The organism is Glutamicibacter sp. St.4D3, assembly GCF_059728615.1.
This window is the reverse complement of record NZ_AP039380.1, coordinates 2,089,511-2,110,277: the sequence shown is the minus strand read 5'-3', so window position 1 is coordinate 2,110,277 and position 20,767 is coordinate 2,089,511. Positions and strand designations below refer to the sequence as shown.

Sequence of the window (20,767 nt, the reverse complement as noted above, 5' to 3'; positions counted from 1 at the left end):
GGGAGGACACCGGTGAACAAGCGCACCTCAACACCGCGTAACGGCACCACGCCCAGGCCCCCGTGGCCGCAACGGGTGCTGGGGCGCATCGAGTCCGGCAGCCGCACCAGCGCATCGATCGACTACACCCTGGTGATGGTCTCCACGATCGCGCTGGCCGTCTTCGGGGTGCTGATGGTGCAGTCCTCGGCCTCGGTGGAGGCCATCGCCCGCGGGCAGGACGGGTTCACCGTCGCCCTGAACCAGGCAGTCTTCGCCGGGGTGGGCATCGCCGCGATGCTCGCCATGCAGTTCTTCAAGCCCGCCACGCTGCGCAAGGCCGCCGTGCCGGCGATCCTGCTGGCCGGGGCGGCGCTGTTCGCGGTGGCCTTCACCCCGCTGGGGCACACCGTGCTGGGCAACCGCAACTGGCTGCGCGTGGCCGGAATCGGCATGCAGCCCAGTGAGTTCGCCAAACTGGCGCTGGCCGTGTTCTCCGCCTACATGCTGGAGAAGAAGCAGTCACTGCTGCACGACTACAAGCACATCATGATCCCGGTCGCCTTCCCGGTCGGGGTGGGCATCCTGGGCCTGGTGCTGGTCGGGCGCGACGTGGGCACCGGCCTGGTGCTGATCATGATCATCGCCACCGCCATGTTCATGGCCGGGCTGCGGATGAAGCTGCTGCTGGGCATCGGGGCGGTCGGGCTGGTCGGTGTCTCCGGGATGGTCATGCTCTCGGAAAACCGCCGTTCGCGCATCCTGGCCTGGCTGGGCATCGACTGCGGCCCGGGGGACGCGATCTGCTACCAGTCCTCCATGGGCATCCAGGCCTTCGCCTCCGGCGGCTGGTTCGGGGTCGGCCCGGGACAGTCGCGCATGAAGTGGTCCTATGTGCCAGAGGCGCAGAACGACTTCATCTTCTCCATCCTGGGCGAGGAGTTCGGCTTCCTGGGGGTGCTGCTGGTGCTGATCCTCTTCGGCCTGCTGGCCCTGGCCATGTACCGGATTGCGGTGCGCGCCACCGACCTGTACACCCGCATCCTGATGGCCTGCCTGATGGCCTGGGTTATTGGCCAGTCCTTCATCAACCTGGGCACCGTCAGCGGGTTGCTGCCGGTGATCGGCGTGCCGCTGCCGTTCATTTCCTCCGGCGGTTCGGCCATGCTCGCCGTCACCCTGGCCATGGGATATGTGCTCTCGGCAGCGCGCGACCAGAAACGCGCCGAGCCCAAGGCCCCGCTTTCCGCGCCAAAGACGGCAGAATAGAAGGCACAGCCCCGGGCGGGGTGAAAGCCGCCGCCCGGCCGGTGCGCCATCCGGCCCATCCGGGCAGTGCGCGCACTGCCTCCACCAAGCACAAGGAGTTAGCCCAGCATCATGAGTGAGCCCATGAAACTTGTGGTCGCCGGCGGGGGGACCGCCGGACACATCTCACCGATGCTCGCCATCGCCGACGCGATCCGCGATGAGCGTCCCGACGCGCAGATCACCGCGATCGGCACCGCCGGGGGCCTGGAAACGCGGCTGGTGCCCGAGGCCGGCTACCGCCTGGAACTGATCCCCAAGGTGCCCATGCCCCGCTCGATCTCCCCGAGCCTGTTCCGCTTCCCGTTCGCCTTCCCGGCCGCCGTGCGCCAGGCCGCCAAGATCCTGGGCGAGCAACAGGCCCAGGGGCTGATCGGGGTGGGCGGCTACGTGTGCACCCCGGCCTACCTGGCCGCCCGGCGCCTGAAGCTGCCGATCTTCGTGCACGAGGCGAACTCGGTGGCCGGCATGGCCAACAAGCTGGGCGCCAAGACCGCCAAGGTCGTGGCCACCACGTTCGCCGGCACCGGGCTGCCCAACGCCACACAGATCGGGATGCCGATGCGCTCGAACGTGGCCCGCATGGACCGTGCGGCGCTGCGCGAGCAGGCCCGGCAGCACTTTGGACTGAACACCCAGGCCCCGGTGCTGATGGTCACCGGCGGTTCCTCCGGGGCGCTGAACATCAACCGGACCATCGCCGCCGCCCTGCCGGCGCTGGCCGCGGCCGGGATCCACACCGTGCACATCACCGGGCGCGGCAAGCCGGTGCTTGATGACTCCGGGCAGCTGCTGCGCGCCGAAGGGTACACGCAGGTGGAGTACGTGGACCGCATGGACTACGCCTACGCCGCCGCGGATTTGATGGTGTGCCGTTCCGGCGCCGGAACGGTGTGCGAGCTGGCGGTGGCCGGGGTGCCCTCCGTCCTGGTGCCGTTGCCCATCGGCAACGGCGAGCAAAAACTCAACGCCCGTGAACTGGTCGCCGCCGGCGGCGCGCTGCTGGTCGAGGATGCCAACTTCACCCCCGACTACGTGCGCCAATCCGTGCTGCCGCTGCTCTCCGACGCGACGCGGCTGCAGGAGATGGCCCGGGCCGCGGCGGGGCAGGGCCGGCGCGACGCGGCCGAGGTGATGGCCCGCATGGTCATCGAGGAAATCGAAGCGGGCGCGGCCGGGCAGGACACCACCGGCACCGCCGGCGGGCAGAACACTGAGGAAGGGTAGCAATGGCGCAGCAAATGCAGCACAAGGTCTCGGATTTGGGCAAGGTCCACCTGATGGGAATCGGCGGGGTCGGGGTCTCGGCCGTGGCCCGGCTGCTGCTGGATGCCGGCGTCACGGTCTCCGGCAGCGACGCGAAGGACCTGCCGGTCCTGCGGGAGCTGGAAGAGCGCGGGGCGCGCGTGCACGTCGGCTACGACCCGCAGAACCTGCAGGACGCGCAGACGGTGGTCATCTCCTCGATCATCAAGCCGGGCAACCCCGAATACGATGAGGCCGTCGCCCGCGGGCTGCGGATCCTGCACCGCTCCGAGGGACTGGCCGCCACCATGGCCGGACACCACACGGTCACCGTGGCCGGCACCCACGGCAAGACCACCACCACCGCGCTGACCGCGCACATGCTGCGCACCGCCGGGACCAGCCCCAGCTTCGCGGTCGGCGCCAACATCGCCAGCCTCGGGGTGAACGCCGAACTGGGCCGGGGATCGATCTTTGTGGCCGAAGCCGACGAATCCGACGGCTCGTTCCTGAACTACCGGCCCGACGTCATCGTGGTCACCAACATCGAAGCCGACCACCTGGACCACTACATCACCGCAGAGGCCGTGCACCGGGCGTTCGAGGACTTTGCCCGGCTGCTGCCCGAGGACGGGCTGCTGATCTGCTGCGCCGATGATCCCGGCGCCGCCGCGCTGGCGCGCACCATGCGCCGCGAGCGGCCCGGACTGCGGGTGCAGACCTATGGTTTCTCCGACACCGCCGACCGCCGGCTCAGCGACGCCCACCCGGTCGGGGAACGCTTCGTGGCCACCGTGGAATGGGGCAGCGGGCAGGAGCACGAGCTGAACCTGGCCATCCCCGGCGAGCACAACCTGCTCAACGCCGCCGCCGCCCTGGCCGTGGGCATGCACGTGGGGCTGGAGGTCGAGGAGGCGCTGGACGCGCTGGCCAGCTTCACCGGAGCGGCCCGCCGCTTTGAATTCAAGGGCGAGGTCGCCTCCATCCGCGTCTACGACGACTACGCCCACCACCCGACCGAGGTGGCCGCGGCGCTGCGCGCCGGGCGGGCCGTCGCCGACGAGGGGGAGCTGCATGTCATCTTCCAGCCACACCTGTTTAGCCGCACCTACGAGTTCTACCGGCAGTTCGCCGAGGCGCTCTCCCTGGCCGACACGGTCAGCGTGCTGGACATCTATGCCGCCCGGGAGGATCCGATCGAGGGGGTCACTAGCGAGCTGATTGCCGACCGCATCGAGGTGCCCAGCGCGGTGCTGGACAACGAGCAGGCCATTGTGCGGGTCGTGGAATCCGCGGCTCCCGGGGACGTGATCATGACCATCGGCGCCGGGGACGTAACCCACCTGGGCCCGCGCATTGTCCAGGCCATGCGCGAACAGCAGGACTAAGCGGCGGGAGGACCATGAACCAAAGCGCAAAAGTCCTGCCGCTGCCCGAACCGCCGGAGAGGAAACGCCGCCGGGTGATGCTGATCGTCGCCGGAGCGGTGGTGTTGCTCAGCCTGGCCGCGGTGTTGGTGCTCAGCTTCAGCCCGGTGCTGGCGGCCAAGCACATCCAGGTCACCGGCACCAAGCTGATTGACGAGCAGAAGGTCACCGAACGCCTCTCCAGCCTGGAAGGCACCCCGTTGCCGCGGATCTCCGAATCCAAGGTGATGGAGCTGATCGGGCAGGAGCCGGCGTTGGATGAGGTGGTCGTGCGCGCCCAGATGCCCGACACCCTGAAGGTGGAGCTCGTGGAGGCAGAGCCGGTGGCGGTGCTCATCGAGGGCAAGGACCGCTACCTGGTGGCCGCGGACGGGCGCAAACTGAAAAAAGTGGGCAAGGACGCAAAATATAAATTACCGGGCATCACGGCCTCGGAACGCACCAAGGATCCCGAAGCCTTCAAGCTGTTGACCGGTGTTTTGAGCACCATCGACAACAAGGTTCTGGAACAGGTGAGCTCCGCGACACTGACCCAGGCGGACTTCGTGGAACTGAACCTTCCCAAGAAACGCACGCTGATCTGGGGTGAGGGAGACAAGCCAGAGCTGAAGAACGAAGTCGCCCAGATTTTCCTAAAGGAGCTATCCGCGTCCAGCAACCCGCCCAAGGTGGTGGACATCTCCAATCCGGAAAATCCGGTGACCTACTAGGCGTCGCGGATTGCCCGCATTAACTGGCGCGCCGTGGGTGTGGGAGAAGCAACTTGGGCGAAAATTCTGGAAAGATGGAACGTAGTAGAAAACGACACGCCCCCAAGCGGTCGTTGCACTAGACCGGCGCGACTCATAGCGTTCTTATAACGATAGCTTGACAGAAGCCAAACCTTAAGGCTAAGGGTGAAGGTTTCGCGCTGGTTTCGTGATTCATGTAGCACAACTAACAAGGGAAGCGGGACGTGGCAGCTCCACAGAATTACCTCGCGGTCATTAAAGTCGTCGGCATCGGCGGTGGCGGTGTAAACGCGGTCAATCGAATGATCGAAGTCGGGTTGAAGGGCGTTGAATTCATCGCCATCAACACCGACGCCCAGGCACTGCTCATGAGCGACGCCGACGTGAAGCTCGACGTGGGACGCGAACTAACTCGCGGCCTGGGTGCCGGCGCCAACCCGGATGTTGGTCGTCAGGCGGCCGAGGACCACGTCGAGGAGATCGAAGACGTCCTGCGCGGTGCGGACATGGTCTTCGTGACCGCCGGCGAAGGCGGCGGCACCGGCACCGGTGGCGCCCCGGTCGTGGCCCGCATCGCCCGCTCGCTGGGCGCACTGACCATTGGTGTGGTCACCCGTCCCTTCACCTTCGAAGGCCGCCGCCGTGCGAACTCCGCCGAGGCTGGCATCGAGGCGCTGCGCGACGAAGTCGACACCCTGATCGTCATCCCGAACGACCGACTGCTGTCCATCTCGGACCGCAACGTCTCGGTGCTTGACGCCTTCCGCCAGGCTGACCAGGTGCTGCTCTCCGGTGTGCAGGGCATCACCGACCTGATCACCACCTCGGGCCTGATCAACCTCGACTTCGCCGACGTGAAGTCGGTGATGCAGGGTGCCGGCTCGGCGCTGATGGGCATCGGCTCGGCCCGCGGTGAGGACCGCGCGGTCAAGGCCGCCGAACTGGCGATCGCCTCCCCGCTGCTGGAAGCCTCCATCGACGGCGCCCATGGCGTGCTGCTGTCCATCCAGGGCGGCTCGGACCTCGGCCTGTTCGAAATCAACGAGGCAGCCCGCCTGGTCCAGGAAGTGGCCCACCCCGAAGCCAACATCATCTTCGGTGCCGTCATCGACGACGCCCTGGGTGATGAGGCACGCGTAACCGTGATCGCCGCCGGCTTCGACTCCGTGGATGCCACCAGCAAGCCAATGGCGAAGCTGCCGGCCCAGTCGATCACCACCCCGCCGCCGGCTGAAGCGGCCGCGGAGAGCGTCTCGGCCAAGCCAGCCGAGAAGCCCGTCGCCGCCGCCATCCCCGAGCGCAAGCCCGAATCGGAATCCTCCAGGGACTTCCAGGACCTTCCCGACGTTGTCGATTCGGACCTGAACGGCTCCAATGACGATCTGGACGTGCCGGACTTCCTGAAGTAGTCCGCACCGGAACCTGAACGCAGTGCTACATTACGCATCGAACCTCGATCCGCAGATCCACCTGGCATTCACCTCGCAGGCCGAGGGCAACCTCGCCCTGCACGTGAATGACGACCCGCAACAGGTGCGGGCCAACCGCGCCAGGCTGGAGGAGCGGATCGGGGTTCGAAGCTTTTCCCTGACCTTCATGAACCAGGTTCACTCGGCCACCGTGCTAAACGCCGAACAGCGTGCCGAACAGCAAGGCGCGGAAAGCGCGGCGGCCACCTGTGACGGGCTGATCAGCCCCACGGGGACAACGCCCTTGGCCGTCATGGTCGCCGACTGCCTGCCGGTGCTGTTCGTTGGGCACAACCCGCAGAACAACTCCAGCGCCACCGCCGCGGTTCACGCCGGACGCCGGGGACTACTGGACGGAATCCTGTCCGAAACCGTCAAGCAGCTCACCGAGCTGGGTTCCACCCGCATTGAGGCCGTTATCGGCCCGGCCATCTGCGGGCGCTGCTACGAGGTGCCGAACGAAATGCTCGAGGAGTCAGAGGCGCGGGTGCCGGGCATCGGCAGCATCACCAGCTGGGACACCCCGGCCTTGGACCTGCCAAGGGCCGCCGCGGGGCAACTTCGCGATCTGGCCGTCGAGGTGCGCAACAGTGGGATATGTACCCTGGAAAATCCGGAGTACTACTCCTACCGTCGGGACCGTCACAGCGGCCGCTTCGCCGGCATCATCTGGCGAGAAAACTAGCTCCCTGCGACACACCGCAGAGAATTGAACAGATTTACGTTGCTACCCGAATCCAGTGCGGTAGCGTCGAACTAGCGGAATCATGCACTGGGGTTGCATGTACGGGAAACGAGGAGAGTATCGTGGCGGACGGACTACGTAAAGCAATGGTCTACCTTGGCTTGGCCGATGCGGTCGAGCACGAGGAAGCTCCTGCCCGCGAGCCTGAGCAGCGCGCCCAGGTGCGAGTCGTGGAAGAGGAAGCTCCCCAGCGACCGACCGAAGCAGCAGGCCCAACCCCTGCTGCCCGAGCAGCGATTCCGCAACCAGATCAGTATGAGCAGGAAACCGAGTACCGGGCTCCTGTCACTCCCATCAAACGTGCCCCTTCGGTTAGGGATGAGGATTCCGAATTGCGTCAGATTACAACCGTGCACCCTCGTTCTTACAATGATGCCAAAATCATTGGTGAGAACTTCCGTGACGGTATCCCGGTGATTATGAACGTCACCGACATGGGCGAAACCGATGCCAAGCGCCTCGTAGATTTCTCCGCAGGACTGGTTTTCGCCCTGCATGGCTCCATCGAACGCGTCACCAATAAGGTGTTCCTTCTCTCACCGGCTACTGTAGAGGTGCTGGGCGAGGACCGTAAGCAGTCCGAAGCCCAGGCAACTTTCTTCAATCAGAGCTAACCGCCAAGGAGCGAGAACGCCACGATGCTATTCGGGATTCTTTATCTCGCGCTGAGCATTCTTCAAATTCTGCTGTTAATGAGAATTGTGTTGGATGTTACTGAAAGTTTTGCCCGGCACTGGAGCCCGAAGGGAATTGCTCTGGTCGCAGCCACGGTCGTGGTAACGATCACCGACCCGCCACTGCGTTGGCTGCGCAAGCGTATTAAACCCCTTGACTTGGGCGGAATACGCTTGGACCTGTCTTTTCTGGTGCTGTTCATCGTCGTCGTGATCGCCAAGGCGATCGTCGGCAATCTCGGGTACAGCGTCGGAATTTAGTGTTTGTCGAACCTGTTCGCAGATTGTCCTTACGGGGCTGACGCGGTAGGTTCAAAATGAATGACACGGCCACTAGATGTCGTTTTCGTGTTTAGTGACCAAAACGTTATATCCTTTAAAAAATGGTGCTTCGACTACACCGGTCGTAGTATTGAACAAGGTAAGTGTTTCGCAGGGCAACCTAGGTCGTGCGGAAGAGATCCCAGTATTGAGGTGACCCAATGGCTTTGACGCCAGAAGACGTAGTCAATAAGCGGTTTCAGCCGACCAAGTTCCGCGAAGGCTACGACCAGGACGAGGTAGATGATTTCCTCGACGAGATCGTCGTAGAACTGCGTCGCCTGAACGCTGAGAACGACGAGCTCCGCCGCCGCCTGTCTGCCCTGGGTGAGGATGTTTCCTCCTCCAAGGAGCAGTCCGTGCCGGCCCCGGTGGCAGCAGCCCCGACTGCCAAGCCCACCGAGGAAAAGAAGGCCGAGGCACCTGCTGCCAAGCCTGCCGAGGAGAAGAAGGCCGACGCAGCTGCAAAGCCTGCCGAGCAGAAGAAGGCCGAGGCACCTGCTGCCAAGCCTGCCGAGGAAAAGAAGACCGAGGCTCCGAAGGCCGCTCCGGCAGCCGAAACCGGTGCCCGGACCGACACCGCGGAATCCGCAGCCAACGTGCTTGCCATGGCACAGCGTCTGCACGATGAGTACGTGGCCTCCGGTGTGGAGCAGCGCGACAAGATCATCGCTGACGCCAAGACCGAAGCCAACACCATGGTCACCGAGGCCGAGGAGAAGAGCCGCAAGACTCTCTCGGCCCTGGAGCAGCAGAAGTCCGTCCTGGAACGCAAGCTGGAACAGCTGCGAGGCTTCGAGCGCGACTACCGTGCCCGCCTGAAGACCTACATCGAAGGCCAGCTGCGTGACCTGGAGTCCCAGGCATCGATCGACAGCACGACCAAGAACAGCTAACCAACCGGTTTTGCTGACTTGAAAAGCTAGTCAGTACAGTTGACGGTGGTGACCGGACATCCGGTCACCACCGTTGTCGTTTAACACGTCGTTGACAAAGGGTACGAATGGAAAACAACTCACCCGCGGCCGCCCCGGATCCCCGCCGCTCCGCCGGCAGGTTCCTCGCACTGGGCTTTGGCCTGGCCGTGCTGGCCCTGATCCTGGATCAGGGAACCAAGCTCTATATCGAATCAACGATGCAACTGGGCGAGTCGGTTCCTGTGATCCCCGGGATCCTGAACATCCACTACATCCTGAATCCCGGCGCCGCGTTCTCCTTCGGAGAGAACTTCACCATCGTCTTCGCGCTGCTGCAGGCCGCCGTCTTCTGCTACGTGATCTACCTGCTGATCCGCAAGGTGCGCACCCTGTCCTGGGCGCTGACCCTCGGCGCGCTGCTGGGAGGAGTCGGTGGAAACCTCATTGACCGGATCTTCCGTGCTCCCGGCCTGGGCTTCGGACACGTCGTCGACATGATTTCCGTACCGGGCTTTGCCATCTTCAACGTCGCCGACTCCTTCATCGTCTGCTCGATGATCGTGGTGGCGATCCTGCTGCTGCGTGACGTCCCGATGAACGGAGCCGGCAAGAATACCCAGACGGCCACGGGAACGGATCAACCACAATGAGCCAGGATCGCCCCGCCGCAGTGCACCGACTGCTGGTCCCGGACGAAGACCAGGGAAGTCGGGCCGATGTTTTCATCGCCCGGCAGCTGCAAATCCCACGGGTCGAGGCCACCGAACTGTGCCGCAGCGAACAGGTGCAAGTCAATGCAAGGACCATCAGCAAATCCCCGAAGCTCAAGGCGGGGGACCAGCTGGTGGTCAACCTGCCGGCCAAAGAAGACCCACTGAAAGTGAGGGTGGAACGGGTGGAGAACCTAAAGATCATCGCCGATGACGAACACTTCGTGGTGATCGACAAGCCGGTGGGCGTAGCCGCCCACCCCTCACCCGGGTGGGTCGGACCCACCGTCGTCGGGGCCTTGGCCGCCGAGGGCTACAACATCTCCACCTCCGGTGCCCCGGAACGGCAGGGGATTGTGCACCGGCTGGACGTGGGGACCAGCGGCCTGATGGTGGTGGCAAAAACCGAGCTGGCCTACACGGAGCTGAAGCGGGCGTTCAAGGAACGCACCCCAAAGAAGATCTACCATGCGGTCGTCCAGGGTCTGCCCGACCCCCTGGAAGGGACGATCGACGCGCCCATCGGCCGGCATCCGGGTTTCGAATGGAAGTTCGCGGTCCTTGATGGCGGGCGCAACTCGGTCACCCACTACAAGGTGGAGGAGGCCTTTGGCCGGGCCAGCCTGGTCGAGGTCGAACTGGAAACCGGACGAACCCACCAGATCCGTGTGCATTTCTCCGCGTTCGGTCATCCGTGCGCCGGGGATCAGACCTACGGCGCCGATCCAAAGCTCGCGGCCGCGCTGGGCCTGACGCGTCAATGGCTGCACGCCCATCAGCTGGGGTTCGCCCATCCGGCTACCGGGCAATGGATCGAATTCGTCAGCGAATACCCGGCAGACCTGGCGGGGGCCCTGGAACTGTTGCGCGAAGGCACCTACTAGTTTTTGTTGCCACACCCAGCGGTTTCCTTATGCGGAGCGTGCCGGGTCCATGGCAAAAACCGCCTCCTCGAGTGTGGCTTTTCCCAACCCGCGCCCGAGCTGATTCCGCGCGGGCCGAGGGCTAGACTGGATGCGTGAGTGCCACACGCGACGGATTTGTTCATCTTCATACCCACACCGAATACTCGATGCTCGACGGGGCGGCCCGTCTTGGCGAGCTCTTCGAGGAAGCCAACCGGCAGGGCATGGAAGCCATGGCCATCACCGACCATGGCTATCTCTTCGGTGCCTTCGACTTCTGGCGCCAGGCCACCGGGGCCGGCATCAAGCCCATCATCGGGGTCGAGGCCTACGTGACGCCGGGAACCGCGCGCGATGACAAGCAGCGCGTGAAATGGCGTACCGAGGAAAAGCAAAAGGGAGATGACGTCTCCGGCGGTGGCCTCTACACCCACATGACGCTGCTGTCCTACAACAACGAAGGCATGAACAACCTCTTCAAGGGCAGCTCCATCGCCTCCCTGGATTCGGTCTTCGGCAAGTATCCGCGCTGGGACCGCGAGCTGCTGAACAACCACTCCAAGGGCCTGATTGCCACCACTGGCTGCCCCTCGGGTGAAATCCAGACGAAGCTGCGCCTGGGACAGTACGAGGCCGCAAAGGCGGCCGCCGCCGAATTCCAGGAGATCTTCGGCAAGGAGAACTACTTCTGCGAGATCATGGACCATGGTCTGGAGATTGAACGGCGGATCACCAAGGACCTGCTGCGCCTGGCCAAGGAACTGCAGATCCCATTGGTGGCCACCAACGACCTGCACTACACGCACGAAGCCGACGCGAAGGCCCACGAGGCGCTGCTGGCCATCAACTCCGGTTCCACCCTTGATGAACCCACCTACGACCAGGGCGGCAAGCGCTTCGCCTTCTCCGGCTCCGGCTACTACCTCAAGAGCGCCCGGGAAATGCGTGAACTGTTCCGCGAGTTCCCCGAGGCCTGCGACAACACCCTGCTCATCGCCGAACGGGCCGAGGTCTCCTTCGACACCAACGCCAACTACATGCCCAAGTTCCCAACCCCGGAAGGGGAGGACGAAACCAGCTGGCTGATCAAGGAAGTCGACAAGGGCCTGCACTACCGCTACCCGGATGGCATCCCCGATGAGGTGCGCAAGCAGGCCGATTACGAGCTGGATGTCATCATCAAGATGGGCTTCCCCGGCTACTTCCTGGTGGTCGCCGACTTCATCAACTGGTCCAAGGACAACGGCATCCGCGTCGGCCCCGGCCGTGGTTCCGGTGCAGGTTCCATGGTCGCCTACGCAATGCGCATCACCGATCTGGATCCGCTGCAGCACGGACTGATCTTCGAACGCTTCCTGAACCCGGAGCGCGTTTCCATGCCCGACTTCGACGTCGACTTTGACGATCGTCGTCGCCCCGAAGTGATCAAGTACGTCACCGAGAAGTACGGAGACGAGCGCGTATCCATGATCGTCACCTACGGTTCGATCAAGACCAAACAGGCGCTGAAGGACTCCTCCCGGGTGCTGGGGTACCCCTTCTCGATGGGTGAAACGCTGACCAAGGCGCTGCCTCCGGCGGTGATGGCCAAGGACATCCCGCTGAACGACATCGAAAACCCGCAGTCCAAGCGCTACTCCGAGGCCGCGGATTTCCGCAACCTGGTCGCCAACGATCCCGAAGCGGCGCGCGTGTTCGAAACCGCCAAGGGCCTGGAGGGGCTCAAGCGCCAATGGGGTGTGCATGCGGCCGGGGTGATCATGAGCTCGGATCCGATCATTGACGTCATCCCGATCATGCGCCGCCTGCAGGACCGTCAGGTGATCACCCAGTTCGACTACCCGACCTGCGAAGGCCTGGGGCTGATCAAGATGGACTTCCTGGGCCTGCGCAACCTGACCATCATTTCCGACGCGATCGAGAACATCAAGGCCAACACCGGGGACGACCTGGATTTGGAGACCCTGCCACTGGATGACCCGGCCACGTACCAGTTGCTGGCCCGCGGCGACACGCTGGGCGTGTTCCAGCTCGATGGCGGTCCGATGCGTTCGCTGCTGAAGCTGATGCGCCCGGACAACTTCGAAGACATCTCCGCGGTGCTGGCGCTCTACCGCCCGGGACCGATGGGCGCGAACGCCCACACCAACTACGCACTGCGCAAGAACGGGCTGCAGGACGTGGTGCCGATCCACCCGGAGCTGGCCGAACCGCTGGAGGAGATCCTGGGCGGCACCTTTGGCCTGATCGTCTACCAGGAACAGGTAATGGCGATCGCCCAGAAGCTGGCCGGCTACTCGCTGGGCCAGGCGGACATCCTGCGTCGTGCGATGGGCAAGAAGAAGAAGTCCGAACTGGACAAGCAGTTTGTCGGCTTCAAGCAGGGGATGAACGACAACGGGTACTCCGATGCCGCGGTGCAGACCCTATGGGACATCCTGCTGCCGTTCTCCGACTACGCGTTCAACAAGGCGCACTCGGCGGCCTACGGGGTGGTGTCCTACTGGACCGCCTACCTCAAGGAGCACTACACGGCCGAATACATGGCGGCCCTGCTCACCTCCGTGGGTGATGACAAGGACAAGCTGGCCATGTACCTGAACGAATGCCGGCGCCTGGGCATCACGGTGCTGCCGCCGGACGTCAACGAATCCGCCCTGACCTTCACCCCGGTCGGCAAGGACATCCGCTTCGGAATGGGTGCGGTGCGCAACGTGGGCACCCACGTGGTGGAGGGCATGGTCGAGGCCCGCACCGAGAAGGGCGCCTACACCGACTTCAGCGACTTCCTGCGCAAGGTCCCGGCCGTGGTGTGCAACAAGCGCACCATTGAATCGATGATCAAGGCCGGCGCGTTCGACTCCATGGGCCACCACCGCCGAGCCCTGGTGGCGATCCACGAAGAGGCCGTGGACTCGGTGATCACCCTCAAGCGCAATGAGGCCGCCAACCAGTTTGACCTGTTTAGCGCGCTGGGCACCGAGGATGCCTCCGACTCGATGAGCGTAAGCATCCCGGACCTGCCGGACTGGGACAAGAAGGAAAAGCTCGGATTCGAACGCGAAATGCTGGGCCTCTACGTCTCGGACCACCCGTTGCAGGGGCTGGGCCAGGCCCTGGACCAGTACGCGGACATGTCGATCACCCATGTGATCTCCGATGACGGCCCCTCCGACGGGCACATCATCTCCATCGCGGGCATGATCACCGGCCTGCAGCGCAGGATTGCCAAGAAGTCCGGCAACCCCTACGCCCGCTGCGAGCTGGAGGACCTCTCCGGTTCGATGGAGGTCATGTTCTTTGGCCAGGCCTACCAGCCGATCGCCGAGGTGCTGGCCGAAGACTTGATTGTGGTCATCAAGGGACGCGTGCAGCGCCGCGACGACGGTTCAATCACCCTGAACGCGCAGGAAATGATGATCCCGGAGCTCTCCGACGCCACCGGCACCGGGCCGGTGGTCATTGCGATCCCCACCCACAAGGCCACCGAAACCCTGGTCTCCCAGCTCGGTGACGTGCTGCGCACGCACCGGGGCAACACCGAGGTGCGGGTCAAGCTCTCCGGCTCGCGCGGCACCTCGCTGATGCGCCTGGGCATGAACTACCGGGTGAACCCGAACCCGGCACTGTTCGGGGACCTGAAGGTGCTGCTCGGTCCGGCCTGCCTGGATGCCTAGGTACCCGGCCTGATCCTGTGTGACCGGGCCGGGTAACCATTGCCGCACCCAACGGCGGGCACGGTTAAACTGGACGGGTGACTTCCTCAGCTCAGAACCCCTTCCCGCAATTGGCCACCATCGACTGGCGGGCACGCCGGCTGGAGCGCGCCGAACTGAAGGCGCAGCTGCCACGGCCGGTGGTGAACTCGCAGACCGCCGCCGAATCGGTGCAGCAGATCATCGACAAGGTGCGCGGTGAGGGGATGCCCGCGCTGCTGGAACTGTCCGAGAAGTTCGACAAGGTGCGCCTGGAGCATACCCTGGTCCCGCAGGAGGAGCTGCAGCGGGCCCTGGAAGAACTGGATCCCAAGGTACGGGCGGCGTTGGAGGAATCCATTGAGCGGGCCCGCGCCTTCGCCGCGGCGCAGGTACCCCAGGACGCGGTCGTGGAGTATCCGCACGGAGCCCGGGTCACCCAGCGCTGGGTGCCGGTGCGACGCGTGGGCCTGTACGTTCCCGGGGGACTGGCCGTCTACCCGTCCTCGGTCATCATGAACACCGTGCCCGCCCAGGCCGCCGGTGCCCAGTCACTGGCCCTGGCCAGCCCGCCGCAGCGCGAGTTCGGCGGCCTGCCCCACCCCACCATCCTGGCCGCCGCGAAACTGCTGGGCATTACCGAGGTGCACGCGATGGGCGGGGCCCAGGCCGTGGCCGCCTTCGCCTACGGGGTGCCGGCCACCGCCGATCCCCGCGGCGGCATTGAACCGGTCGACGTGATCTCCGGCCCCGGCAATGTTTTTGTCGCCACCGCCAAGCGTCTGGTCAAGGGCGTGGTGGGCATCGATGCCGAAGCCGGGCCGACCGAGATCGCGATCCTGGCCGACGCCAGTGCCAACCCGGACTTTGTTGCCGCCGACATGATTTCCCAGGCCGAGCACGACGAGAACGCCGCCGCGGTGCTCATCACCGACTCCGCGGAACTGGAACAGGCCGTCCGGGCCAGCCTGGAACGCCAGGTGGCGGCCACCAAGCACACCGAACGGGTCGGTGCGGCCCTCTCCGGCAGCCAGTCGGCGATCATCCTGGTCGCCGACGTGGAGCAGGGCATCGAGGTGTGCAACACCTACGCGGCCGAACACCTGGAAATCATGACCGAATCCAGCACGTTCGTCGCCTCGCGCATTACCGCCGCCGGTGCGATCTTCGTGGGGGACTACGCCCCGGTCAGCCTCGGGGACTACTGCGCCGGATCCAACCACGTACTGCCGACCTCCGGGACCGCACTGCACGCCTCGGGCCTGAACGTGAACACCTTCCTGAAGGCCATTCAGGTCATCGACTATCCGCAGGCGGCGCTGGGGGAGGTGGCCGAACACGTCATCAACCTGGCCAACGCCGAGGACCTGCCCGCCCATGGTGACGCAGTCCAAATACGCCAGCGTAAATAGACGATAAACTGTTAGGTGACATCGGGTAACCGTGGCCGCAATGAGGGCCAGGGGGACCGTGTCCCGGAAACATCCTGGAGGTGCAATGAACTGTCCCTATTGCCGCAACCCCGACTCCCGCGTCGTCGACAGCCGTGTGGCCGACGATGGGGTGTCGATCCGCCGGCGCCGCCAGTGCACCGCCTGCTCCCGCCGCTTCACCACCCTGGAAACCACCAGCCTGAACGTGATCAAGCAGTCCGGGGCCGCTGAACCGTTCTCCCGCACCAAGGTCATCAACGGTGTGCGCAAGGCCTGCCAGGGCCGCCCGGTCACCGACCACGACTTGGCCGTGCTCGCCCAGGAGGTGGAGGAGACCGTACGGATGTCTGGGGCCGCGGAGATCCCGGCCCACCAGATTGGCCTGGCAATCCTGGAACCGCTGCAGCGCCTGGACGAGGTCGCCTACCTGCGCTTTGCCAGCGTCTACCAGGACTTCACGTCGCTGAGCGACTTTGAGTCCGCCATCGCCAAGCTGCGTGAGGAGCGCAGCGACCTCCCGCGCGGCAACCAGCGGCCACTGACCGCCGAATAGGGCCGCGGCTTGACGTCCGTGAGGCGGCTTAAGCAACAACAACCTCGACCAGTAGTAACTGGTCGAGGTTGTTTGTCTTCCACGGTACGTGCGCGGTGCTTTTCCTTGCGGGTCAGCGGATGCGCGAGGCCTGCAGGGCCGCGCCGATGATACCGGCGTTGTTCGCGTTGGTGGCCACCTTCAGCTCGGTGTCGATGTCGATCATCGGCACGAACCGCTCCGGGTTCTTGGAGATCCCCCCGCCAAGGATGAACAGCTCGGGGGAGAACAGGAACTCCAGGTGGCGCAGGAAGGCGCTCAGACGCTGGGCGTACTGGTCCCAGGGCAGCTCCTCGCGTTCGCGTGCCGCGGCGCTCGTGGTGGCCTCGGCCTCGGCCCCATTGAACTCCAGGTGGCCCAGCTCGAAGTTCGGCACCAGCTGTCCGTTGAACAGCAATGCCGAACCGATCCCGGTACCCAGGGTCAGGGTCATCACGCTGCCGGGCACGTTGCGCCCGGCACCGTACTCGCCCTCGGCCAGTCCGGCCGCGTCGGCGTCGTTGAGCATGACCACATCTCGGCCCAGCGTCTTTCCGAACAACTGCACCAGGTCGGTGCCGATAAAGGACTTGTCCACGTTTGCCGCGGAACGCGCCACCCCATGGTGCACAATGCACGGCACCGCGATCCCCAGCGGAGCATCATCCAACGGCGCGCCCTCCCGGCTGCGCAGCTCGGAGTAGATCGCGGCGGCCACCTCGGCGACAGCCTCGGGCAGTGAAGGCTTCGGTGTGGGCATCCGGAAACGCTTGCCCACCAGTTTCCCGGTGGTCAAATCAACGATGCCGCCCTTCATTCCGGTACCGCCAACGTCGATGCCGAACCCGAGGCGCTCCTGCTGTGAGGCGCGTTGCTGAACCATGAGGCTCCTTTCAGCCTTTAAAACACGGAAGGAAAATAAACCTCAGCTACGGCAAGGTCAGAATTTCGGCGCCATTGTCGGTGACCAGCAGCGTGTGCTCAAACTGGGCGGTTCGCTTCTTGTCCTTCGTCGTGACAGTCCACCCATCGGCCCACATGTCCCACTCGATCGTTCCGAGTGTCAGCATCGGCTCAATGGTAAAAACCATACCCGGTTCAATCAGCTGGTTGTAAGCCGGGGCCGCGTCATAATGCGGAATGATCAGCCCGGTATGGAACGCCGGGCCGACCCCATGGCCGGTGAAGTCACGCACCACGCCGTAGCCAAAGCGCTTGGCGTAGGCCGAAATGGTGCGCCCGATGACGTTGATTTCGCGCCCGGGCATGACCGCCTTGATGGCCCGCTTCAGTGAGTTCTCGGTGCGCTCCACCAGCAGGCGTGATTCCTCATCCACGTCTCCCACCAGGAAGGTGGCGTTGTTGTCGCCATGCACGCCGTCAATGTAGGCGGTCACGTCGATGTTGATGATGTCCCCGTCCCGCAGCACGGTGTCATCCGGGATGCCGTGGCAGATGACCTCGTTGATCGAGGTGCACACCGACTTCGGGAAGCCCCGGTAGCCCAGGGTGGAGGGGTAGGCGCCATGATCGATCATGTACTCGTGCCCGATCCGGTCCAGTTCCGCCGTGGTCACCCCCGGCTGGCAGGCCTTGCCCACCTCGGCCAGCGCCTGCGCGGCAATCCTCGAAGCGACACGGATCCGCTCAATCATCTCCGGGGTGTTGACGTCCGGGTGGCGGTGCGAGGTCGGCTCCGGCTTGCCCACGTATTCGGGGCGGGCGATATCCGCCGGCACCTTCAGTTGTGGGCCGACGACGCCTGGAGTGAGGTTTCCAATGGGGGCTGTTGCGGCAGTAGTCATATTTTTATTCTAGCCATGGCGCCCCGGCAGAATCTGCCTGCTAGGGCACACCCGTCGGGCTGGGAACGGTGCCCCACCCGTTGGGGACGCGCTTCAAGGTTCAATGACAGCAACCCGACCGGGCACTAGGCTGGCGGTGAGAGCGGTGACTGTTCCACGCCACCAAGGGGTGTGATGGGCGCGCCGCTGCGCCAAGAGCGGGCAACACAAGGAAGGAAGAGACCATGAGCGAAGGCCAGTACTGGTACAACGTGGAAACCGGGGGCATCGAAAAAGGCCCGCAGTCCGATTGGACGAAACTGCTGGGTCCCTATGCCACGGAGGACGAGGCCCGCAACGCGATGGCCAAGGTCCAGGCGCGCAATGAGGCCTGGGACGCGGAAGACGAAGAGGACGAATAGCCGTTAAAACCGGCAGCGGCCGCCTCAGGGGCGGCCGCTGCCGGTTCCGGACGCGCCGGGTAGGTTTTGTGGCTACTTGTCGAATTCGTACTGCGCGCTGGGGAAGCTGCCATCGGCCACATCCCGGTGGTACTGGCTCACCGCCCCGGAAACGATTTCACGCAGGTTCGCATACTTCTTCACGAAACGCGGGGTGCGCCCGGAGCCCAGGCCCAGCATGTCCTGCCACACCAGCACCTGCCCGGTGGTCGAGTTCCCGGCGCCGATGCCGATCGTGGGCACGCGCAGCGCCGCCTCCACCTTCGCGGCGGCCGGGCTGGGCACCATCTCCAGCAGCACCGCAAAGGCGCCAGCATCCTGCAGCGCCACCGCGTCCTCAAGCAGCGCATCGGCCGCGTCCCCGCGGCCCTGCACCCGGTAGCCGCCCAAGGCGTGCTCGGACTGCGGCGTGAAGCCGATGTGAGCGATCACCGGCACCCCGGCGCCGACCATGGCGTGCACGTGCCCGGCATGGCGGGCGTCGCCTTCCATCTTCACCGCGTGCACCCCGGCTTCCTTCATCAGCCTGACCGCCGATTCCACCGCCTGGGCGGGGGACTGCTCGTAGCTGCCAAAGGGCAGGTCGGCCACGACCAGCGCCCGCTTGGCGCCGTTGACCACCGCCTTGGAGAAGGTGATCATCTCATCCATGCTGATGCGCAGGGTCGAGTCGTAGCCCAGGACCGTGTTCGCCGCCGAGTCGCCAACCAGCAGGATCTCGATGCCGGCCTCGTCGAACACTTCGGCCAGCATCCGGTCGTAGCAGGTGAGCATCGAGAACTTCTCGCCGCGTTTCTTCGCTTCGGCCAGGTGCCCGATGCGGATGCGTGCAGGGCGCGTGGCAGGGTCTGAGAGATAGGGTTGAGGCATAGCAAGACCTTAGCGCACTTGGGCCCGGCAATGCCCGCTGGCATGGCCGCTTGCACCGGCGTCGCGGTGCAAAAACGTATAGTCTTGCAACAGAGCAGAAATGGCCGCGGCGAGTCAGGCCCGGCGCACGCACCCGACAGGCAAGGCGGTAAGAGATGGATCGTCAGCAGGAATTCGTACTGCGCACCATTGAGGAACGCGACGTCAGATTCGTGCGGTTGTGGTTCACCGATGTGGTCGGTTCACTGAAGTCCGTGGCGCTGGCACCGGCCGAGGTGGAGGACGCGTTCGCCGAGGGGCTGGGCTTTGACGGTTCCTCCATCGAGGGGCTCTCGCGCATCTACGAATCGGACATGCTGCTGCAGCCGGATCCCTCCACCTTCCAGCTGCTGCCCTGGCGCGGTGAGGTGGAGCCAACCAGCCGCATGTTCTGCGACATCCTCACCCCGGAGGGCACCCCCTCCACCGCGGACCCGCGCCACGTGCTCAAGCGCCAGCTCGACGAGGCCTCCAAGCTCGGCTTCACCTGCTACACCCACCCGGAGATCGAGTTCTACCTGCTGCAGTCCGCCGAGCTGGGACCGCACGGGCGCCCGGTGCCGATCGACAACGCCGGCTACTTCGACCACGTCCCGGACGGGGTTGGCCAGGACTTCCGCCGGCTGTCGGTGACCACCCTGGAGGCGCTGGGCATCTCCGTGGAGTTCTCCCACCATGAGACCGGCCCCGGGCAAAACGAAATCGATCTGCGCTACGCCGATGCCCTGCAGACGGCGGACAACATCATGACCTTCCGCACCGTCATCAAGGAGATGGCCATGCAGAAGGGGCTGTACGCCACCTTCATGCCCAAGCCCTTTGCCGAACACCCCGGCAGTGGGATGCACACCCATTTTTCACTCTTCGAAGGCGACTCCAACGCCTTCTTCGAGGCCGGGCGCGAATACCAGCTCTCCGATGTGGCCCGCTCCTTCATTGCCGGCATCCTGCACCACGCCAAGGAGCTGACCGCGGTCACCAGCCAGTTTGTGAACTCATACAAGCGGCTGTGGGGCGGGGGCGAGGCCCCCAGCCACCTGTCCTGGGGTCACAACAACCGCTCCGCCCTGGTGCGGGTGCCGCTGTACAAGCCCGGCAAGGGCCAAAGCGCCCGGGTGGAATACCGCGGCATCGACTCCGCCGCGAACCCCTACCTCGCCTACGCGTGCCTGCTGGGCGCCGGGCTGAAGGGCATCCACGAGGGCTACGAGCTGGAGGACCCCACCGAGGATGACGTCTGGAGCCTGTCCACTGCCGAACGCCGCGCCTCGGGACATGACCCGCTGCCCGGCTCGCTGCACGACGCGCTGCGCACCCTGGAGGACTCGGAGCTGATGGCCGACATCCTCGGAGAGCAGGTGTTCAACTCCTTCCTGGCCAACAAGCGGGCCGAATGGGAGGAATACCGCCAGGAAATCACCCCCTGGGAGCTGAACCGCTACCTGGGCATGCTCTAGGGCCAGAGCGGCACAACGGGGGAAAG

The 20,767-nt window shown here is 64.7% G+C and carries 19 protein-coding genes; 16 read left to right on the top strand and 3 right to left on the bottom strand.

What is annotated here, in order from left to right:
- The first annotated feature begins 12 nt into the window (after window positions 1-12).
- The 14 genes from AC6I21_RS09705 (at window position 13) to nrdR (ending at window position 16,112) form a co-directional block, all read left to right on the top strand.
- Entirely contained in the window at window positions 13-1,248 is a 1,236-nt protein-coding gene (locus tag AC6I21_RS09705) for an FtsW/RodA/SpoVE family cell cycle protein (RefSeq protein ID WP_497762293.1), read from the top strand.
- Window positions 1,249-1,359: 111 nt separating this feature from the next.
- A complete protein-coding gene (gene murG / locus AC6I21_RS09700) occupies window positions 1,360-2,514 on the top strand; it encodes an undecaprenyldiphospho-muramoylpentapeptide beta-N-acetylglucosaminyltransferase (RefSeq protein WP_497762292.1) in 1,155 nt (384 codons plus the stop codon).
- Window positions 2,515-2,516: 2 nt separating this feature from the next.
- Window positions 2,517-3,920, top strand: coding sequence for a UDP-N-acetylmuramate--L-alanine ligase (gene murC, locus AC6I21_RS09695; RefSeq protein WP_396276874.1), 1,404 nt, complete (start codon window positions 2,517-2,519; stop codon window positions 3,918-3,920).
- A 14-nt stretch (window positions 3,921-3,934) separates the two neighbouring features.
- Window positions 3,935-4,669, top strand: coding sequence for a cell division protein FtsQ/DivIB (locus tag AC6I21_RS09690; protein WP_138178063.1), 735 nt, complete (start codon window positions 3,935-3,937; stop codon window positions 4,667-4,669).
- Window positions 4,670-4,914: 245 nt separating this feature from the next.
- Window positions 4,915-6,099, top strand: coding sequence for a cell division protein FtsZ (gene ftsZ, locus AC6I21_RS09685; protein ID WP_138178061.1), 1,185 nt, complete (start codon window positions 4,915-4,917; stop codon window positions 6,097-6,099).
- A 22-nt stretch (window positions 6,100-6,121) separates the two neighbouring features.
- Window positions 6,122-6,844: a peptidoglycan editing factor PgeF gene (gene pgeF, locus AC6I21_RS09680; RefSeq protein ID WP_497762291.1), complete on the top strand. Its 723-nt coding sequence runs from the start codon at window positions 6,122-6,124 to the stop codon at window positions 6,842-6,844.
- 122 nt (window positions 6,845-6,966) lie between these two features.
- A complete protein-coding gene (locus AC6I21_RS09675) occupies window positions 6,967-7,518 on the top strand; it encodes a cell division protein SepF (RefSeq protein ID WP_138178057.1) in 552 nt (183 codons plus the stop codon).
- A gap of 24 nt (window positions 7,519-7,542) precedes the next feature.
- Complete coding sequence (locus tag AC6I21_RS09670; RefSeq protein ID WP_138178055.1) at window positions 7,543-7,839, top strand: YggT family protein; 297 nt, start codon at window positions 7,543-7,545, stop codon at window positions 7,837-7,839.
- Between the two features lie 221 nt (window positions 7,840-8,060).
- The gene (locus AC6I21_RS09665) at window positions 8,061-8,795 is read left to right on the top strand and encodes a DivIVA domain-containing protein (RefSeq protein WP_054821023.1); all 735 of its coding nucleotides are present in this window, start codon (window positions 8,061-8,063) and stop codon (window positions 8,793-8,795) included.
- A gap of 107 nt (window positions 8,796-8,902) precedes the next feature.
- Window positions 8,903-9,466, top strand: a complete 564-nt coding sequence (lspA, locus tag AC6I21_RS09660) for a signal peptidase II (protein WP_497762290.1) — start codon at window positions 8,903-8,905, stop codon at window positions 9,464-9,466.
- On the top strand, window positions 9,463-10,410 hold the full coding sequence (locus AC6I21_RS09655) for an RluA family pseudouridine synthase (RefSeq protein WP_497762289.1): 948 nt from the start codon (window positions 9,463-9,465) through the stop codon (window positions 10,408-10,410). The genes lspA and AC6I21_RS09655 overlap by 4 nt, the downstream gene beginning before the upstream one ends.
- Window positions 10,411-10,544: 134 nt before the next feature.
- Window positions 10,545-14,108, top strand: a complete 3,564-nt coding sequence (dnaE, locus tag AC6I21_RS09650; protein WP_360028738.1) for a DNA polymerase III subunit alpha — start codon at window positions 10,545-10,547, stop codon at window positions 14,106-14,108.
- A 77-nt stretch (window positions 14,109-14,185) separates the two neighbouring features.
- A complete protein-coding gene (hisD, locus tag AC6I21_RS09645) occupies window positions 14,186-15,538 on the top strand; it encodes a histidinol dehydrogenase (RefSeq protein ID WP_497762288.1) in 1,353 nt (450 codons plus the stop codon).
- Between the two features lie 85 nt (window positions 15,539-15,623).
- Window positions 15,624-16,112: a transcriptional regulator NrdR gene (nrdR, locus tag AC6I21_RS09640; RefSeq protein ID WP_054821459.1), complete on the top strand. Its 489-nt coding sequence runs from the start codon at window positions 15,624-15,626 to the stop codon at window positions 16,110-16,112.
- 112 nt (window positions 16,113-16,224) lie between these two features.
- Here nrdR and ppgK read toward each other — a convergent pair whose 3' ends face one another.
- Entirely contained in the window at window positions 16,225-17,013 is a 789-nt protein-coding gene (ppgK, locus tag AC6I21_RS09635; RefSeq protein WP_138926463.1) for a polyphosphate--glucose phosphotransferase, read from the bottom strand.
- A gap of 46 nt (window positions 17,014-17,059) precedes the next feature.
- Window positions 17,060-17,935, bottom strand: a complete 876-nt coding sequence (gene map / locus AC6I21_RS09630) for a type I methionyl aminopeptidase (protein ID WP_138926462.1) — start codon at window positions 17,933-17,935, stop codon at window positions 17,060-17,062.
- Between the two features lie 224 nt (window positions 17,936-18,159).
- Between map and AC6I21_RS09625 the strand changes: the two genes are divergently transcribed.
- Window positions 18,160-18,336 carry an SPOR domain-containing protein gene (locus AC6I21_RS09625; protein ID WP_138926461.1) on the top strand — a complete coding sequence of 59 codons (177 nt, stop codon included), beginning with the start codon at window positions 18,160-18,162 and terminating at the stop codon, window positions 18,334-18,336.
- Between the two features lie 72 nt (window positions 18,337-18,408).
- On the opposite strand, the gene panB is transcribed toward AC6I21_RS09625, so the two are convergent.
- A complete protein-coding gene (panB, locus tag AC6I21_RS09620; RefSeq protein ID WP_497762287.1) occupies window positions 18,409-19,245 on the bottom strand; it encodes a 3-methyl-2-oxobutanoate hydroxymethyltransferase in 837 nt (278 codons plus the stop codon).
- A gap of 155 nt (window positions 19,246-19,400) precedes the next feature.
- Between panB and glnA the strand changes: the two genes are divergently transcribed.
- On the top strand, window positions 19,401-20,741 hold the full coding sequence (glnA, locus tag AC6I21_RS09615; protein WP_138178035.1) for a type I glutamate--ammonia ligase: 1,341 nt from the start codon (window positions 19,401-19,403) through the stop codon (window positions 20,739-20,741).
- The last annotated feature ends 26 nt before the right edge of the window (window positions 20,742-20,767 follow it).

Coding starts and splice junctions, on each gene's coding strand:
- AC6I21_RS09690 (WP_138178063.1), top strand. CDS start 3,935: ATGAACCAAAGCGCAAAAGTCCTGCCGCTGCCCGAACCGCCGGAGAGG.
- lspA (WP_497762290.1), top strand. CDS start 8,903: ATGGAAAACAACTCACCCGCGGCCGCCCCGGATCCCCGCCGCTCCGCC.
- panB (WP_497762287.1), bottom strand. CDS start 19,245: ATGCCTCAACCCTATCTCTCAGACCCTGCCACGCGCCCTGCACGCATC.
- murC (WP_396276874.1), top strand. CDS start 2,517: ATGGCGCAGCAAATGCAGCACAAGGTCTCGGATTTGGGCAAGGTCCAC.
- murG (WP_497762292.1), top strand. CDS start 1,360: ATGAGTGAGCCCATGAAACTTGTGGTCGCCGGCGGGGGGACCGCCGGA.
- AC6I21_RS09665 (WP_054821023.1), top strand. CDS start 8,061: ATGGCTTTGACGCCAGAAGACGTAGTCAATAAGCGGTTTCAGCCGACC.
- AC6I21_RS09670 (WP_138178055.1), top strand. CDS start 7,543: ATGCTATTCGGGATTCTTTATCTCGCGCTGAGCATTCTTCAAATTCTG.
- nrdR (WP_054821459.1), top strand. CDS start 15,624: ATGAACTGTCCCTATTGCCGCAACCCCGACTCCCGCGTCGTCGACAGC.
- AC6I21_RS09655 (WP_497762289.1), top strand. CDS start 9,463: ATGAGCCAGGATCGCCCCGCCGCAGTGCACCGACTGCTGGTCCCGGAC.
- ppgK (WP_138926463.1), bottom strand. CDS start 17,013: ATGGTTCAGCAACGCGCCTCACAGCAGGAGCGCCTCGGGTTCGGCATC.
- map (WP_138926462.1), bottom strand. CDS start 17,935: ATGACTACTGCCGCAACAGCCCCCATTGGAAACCTCACTCCAGGCGTC.
- glnA (WP_138178035.1), top strand. CDS start 19,401: ATGGATCGTCAGCAGGAATTCGTACTGCGCACCATTGAGGAACGCGAC.
- AC6I21_RS09625 (WP_138926461.1), top strand. CDS start 18,160: ATGAGCGAAGGCCAGTACTGGTACAACGTGGAAACCGGGGGCATCGAA.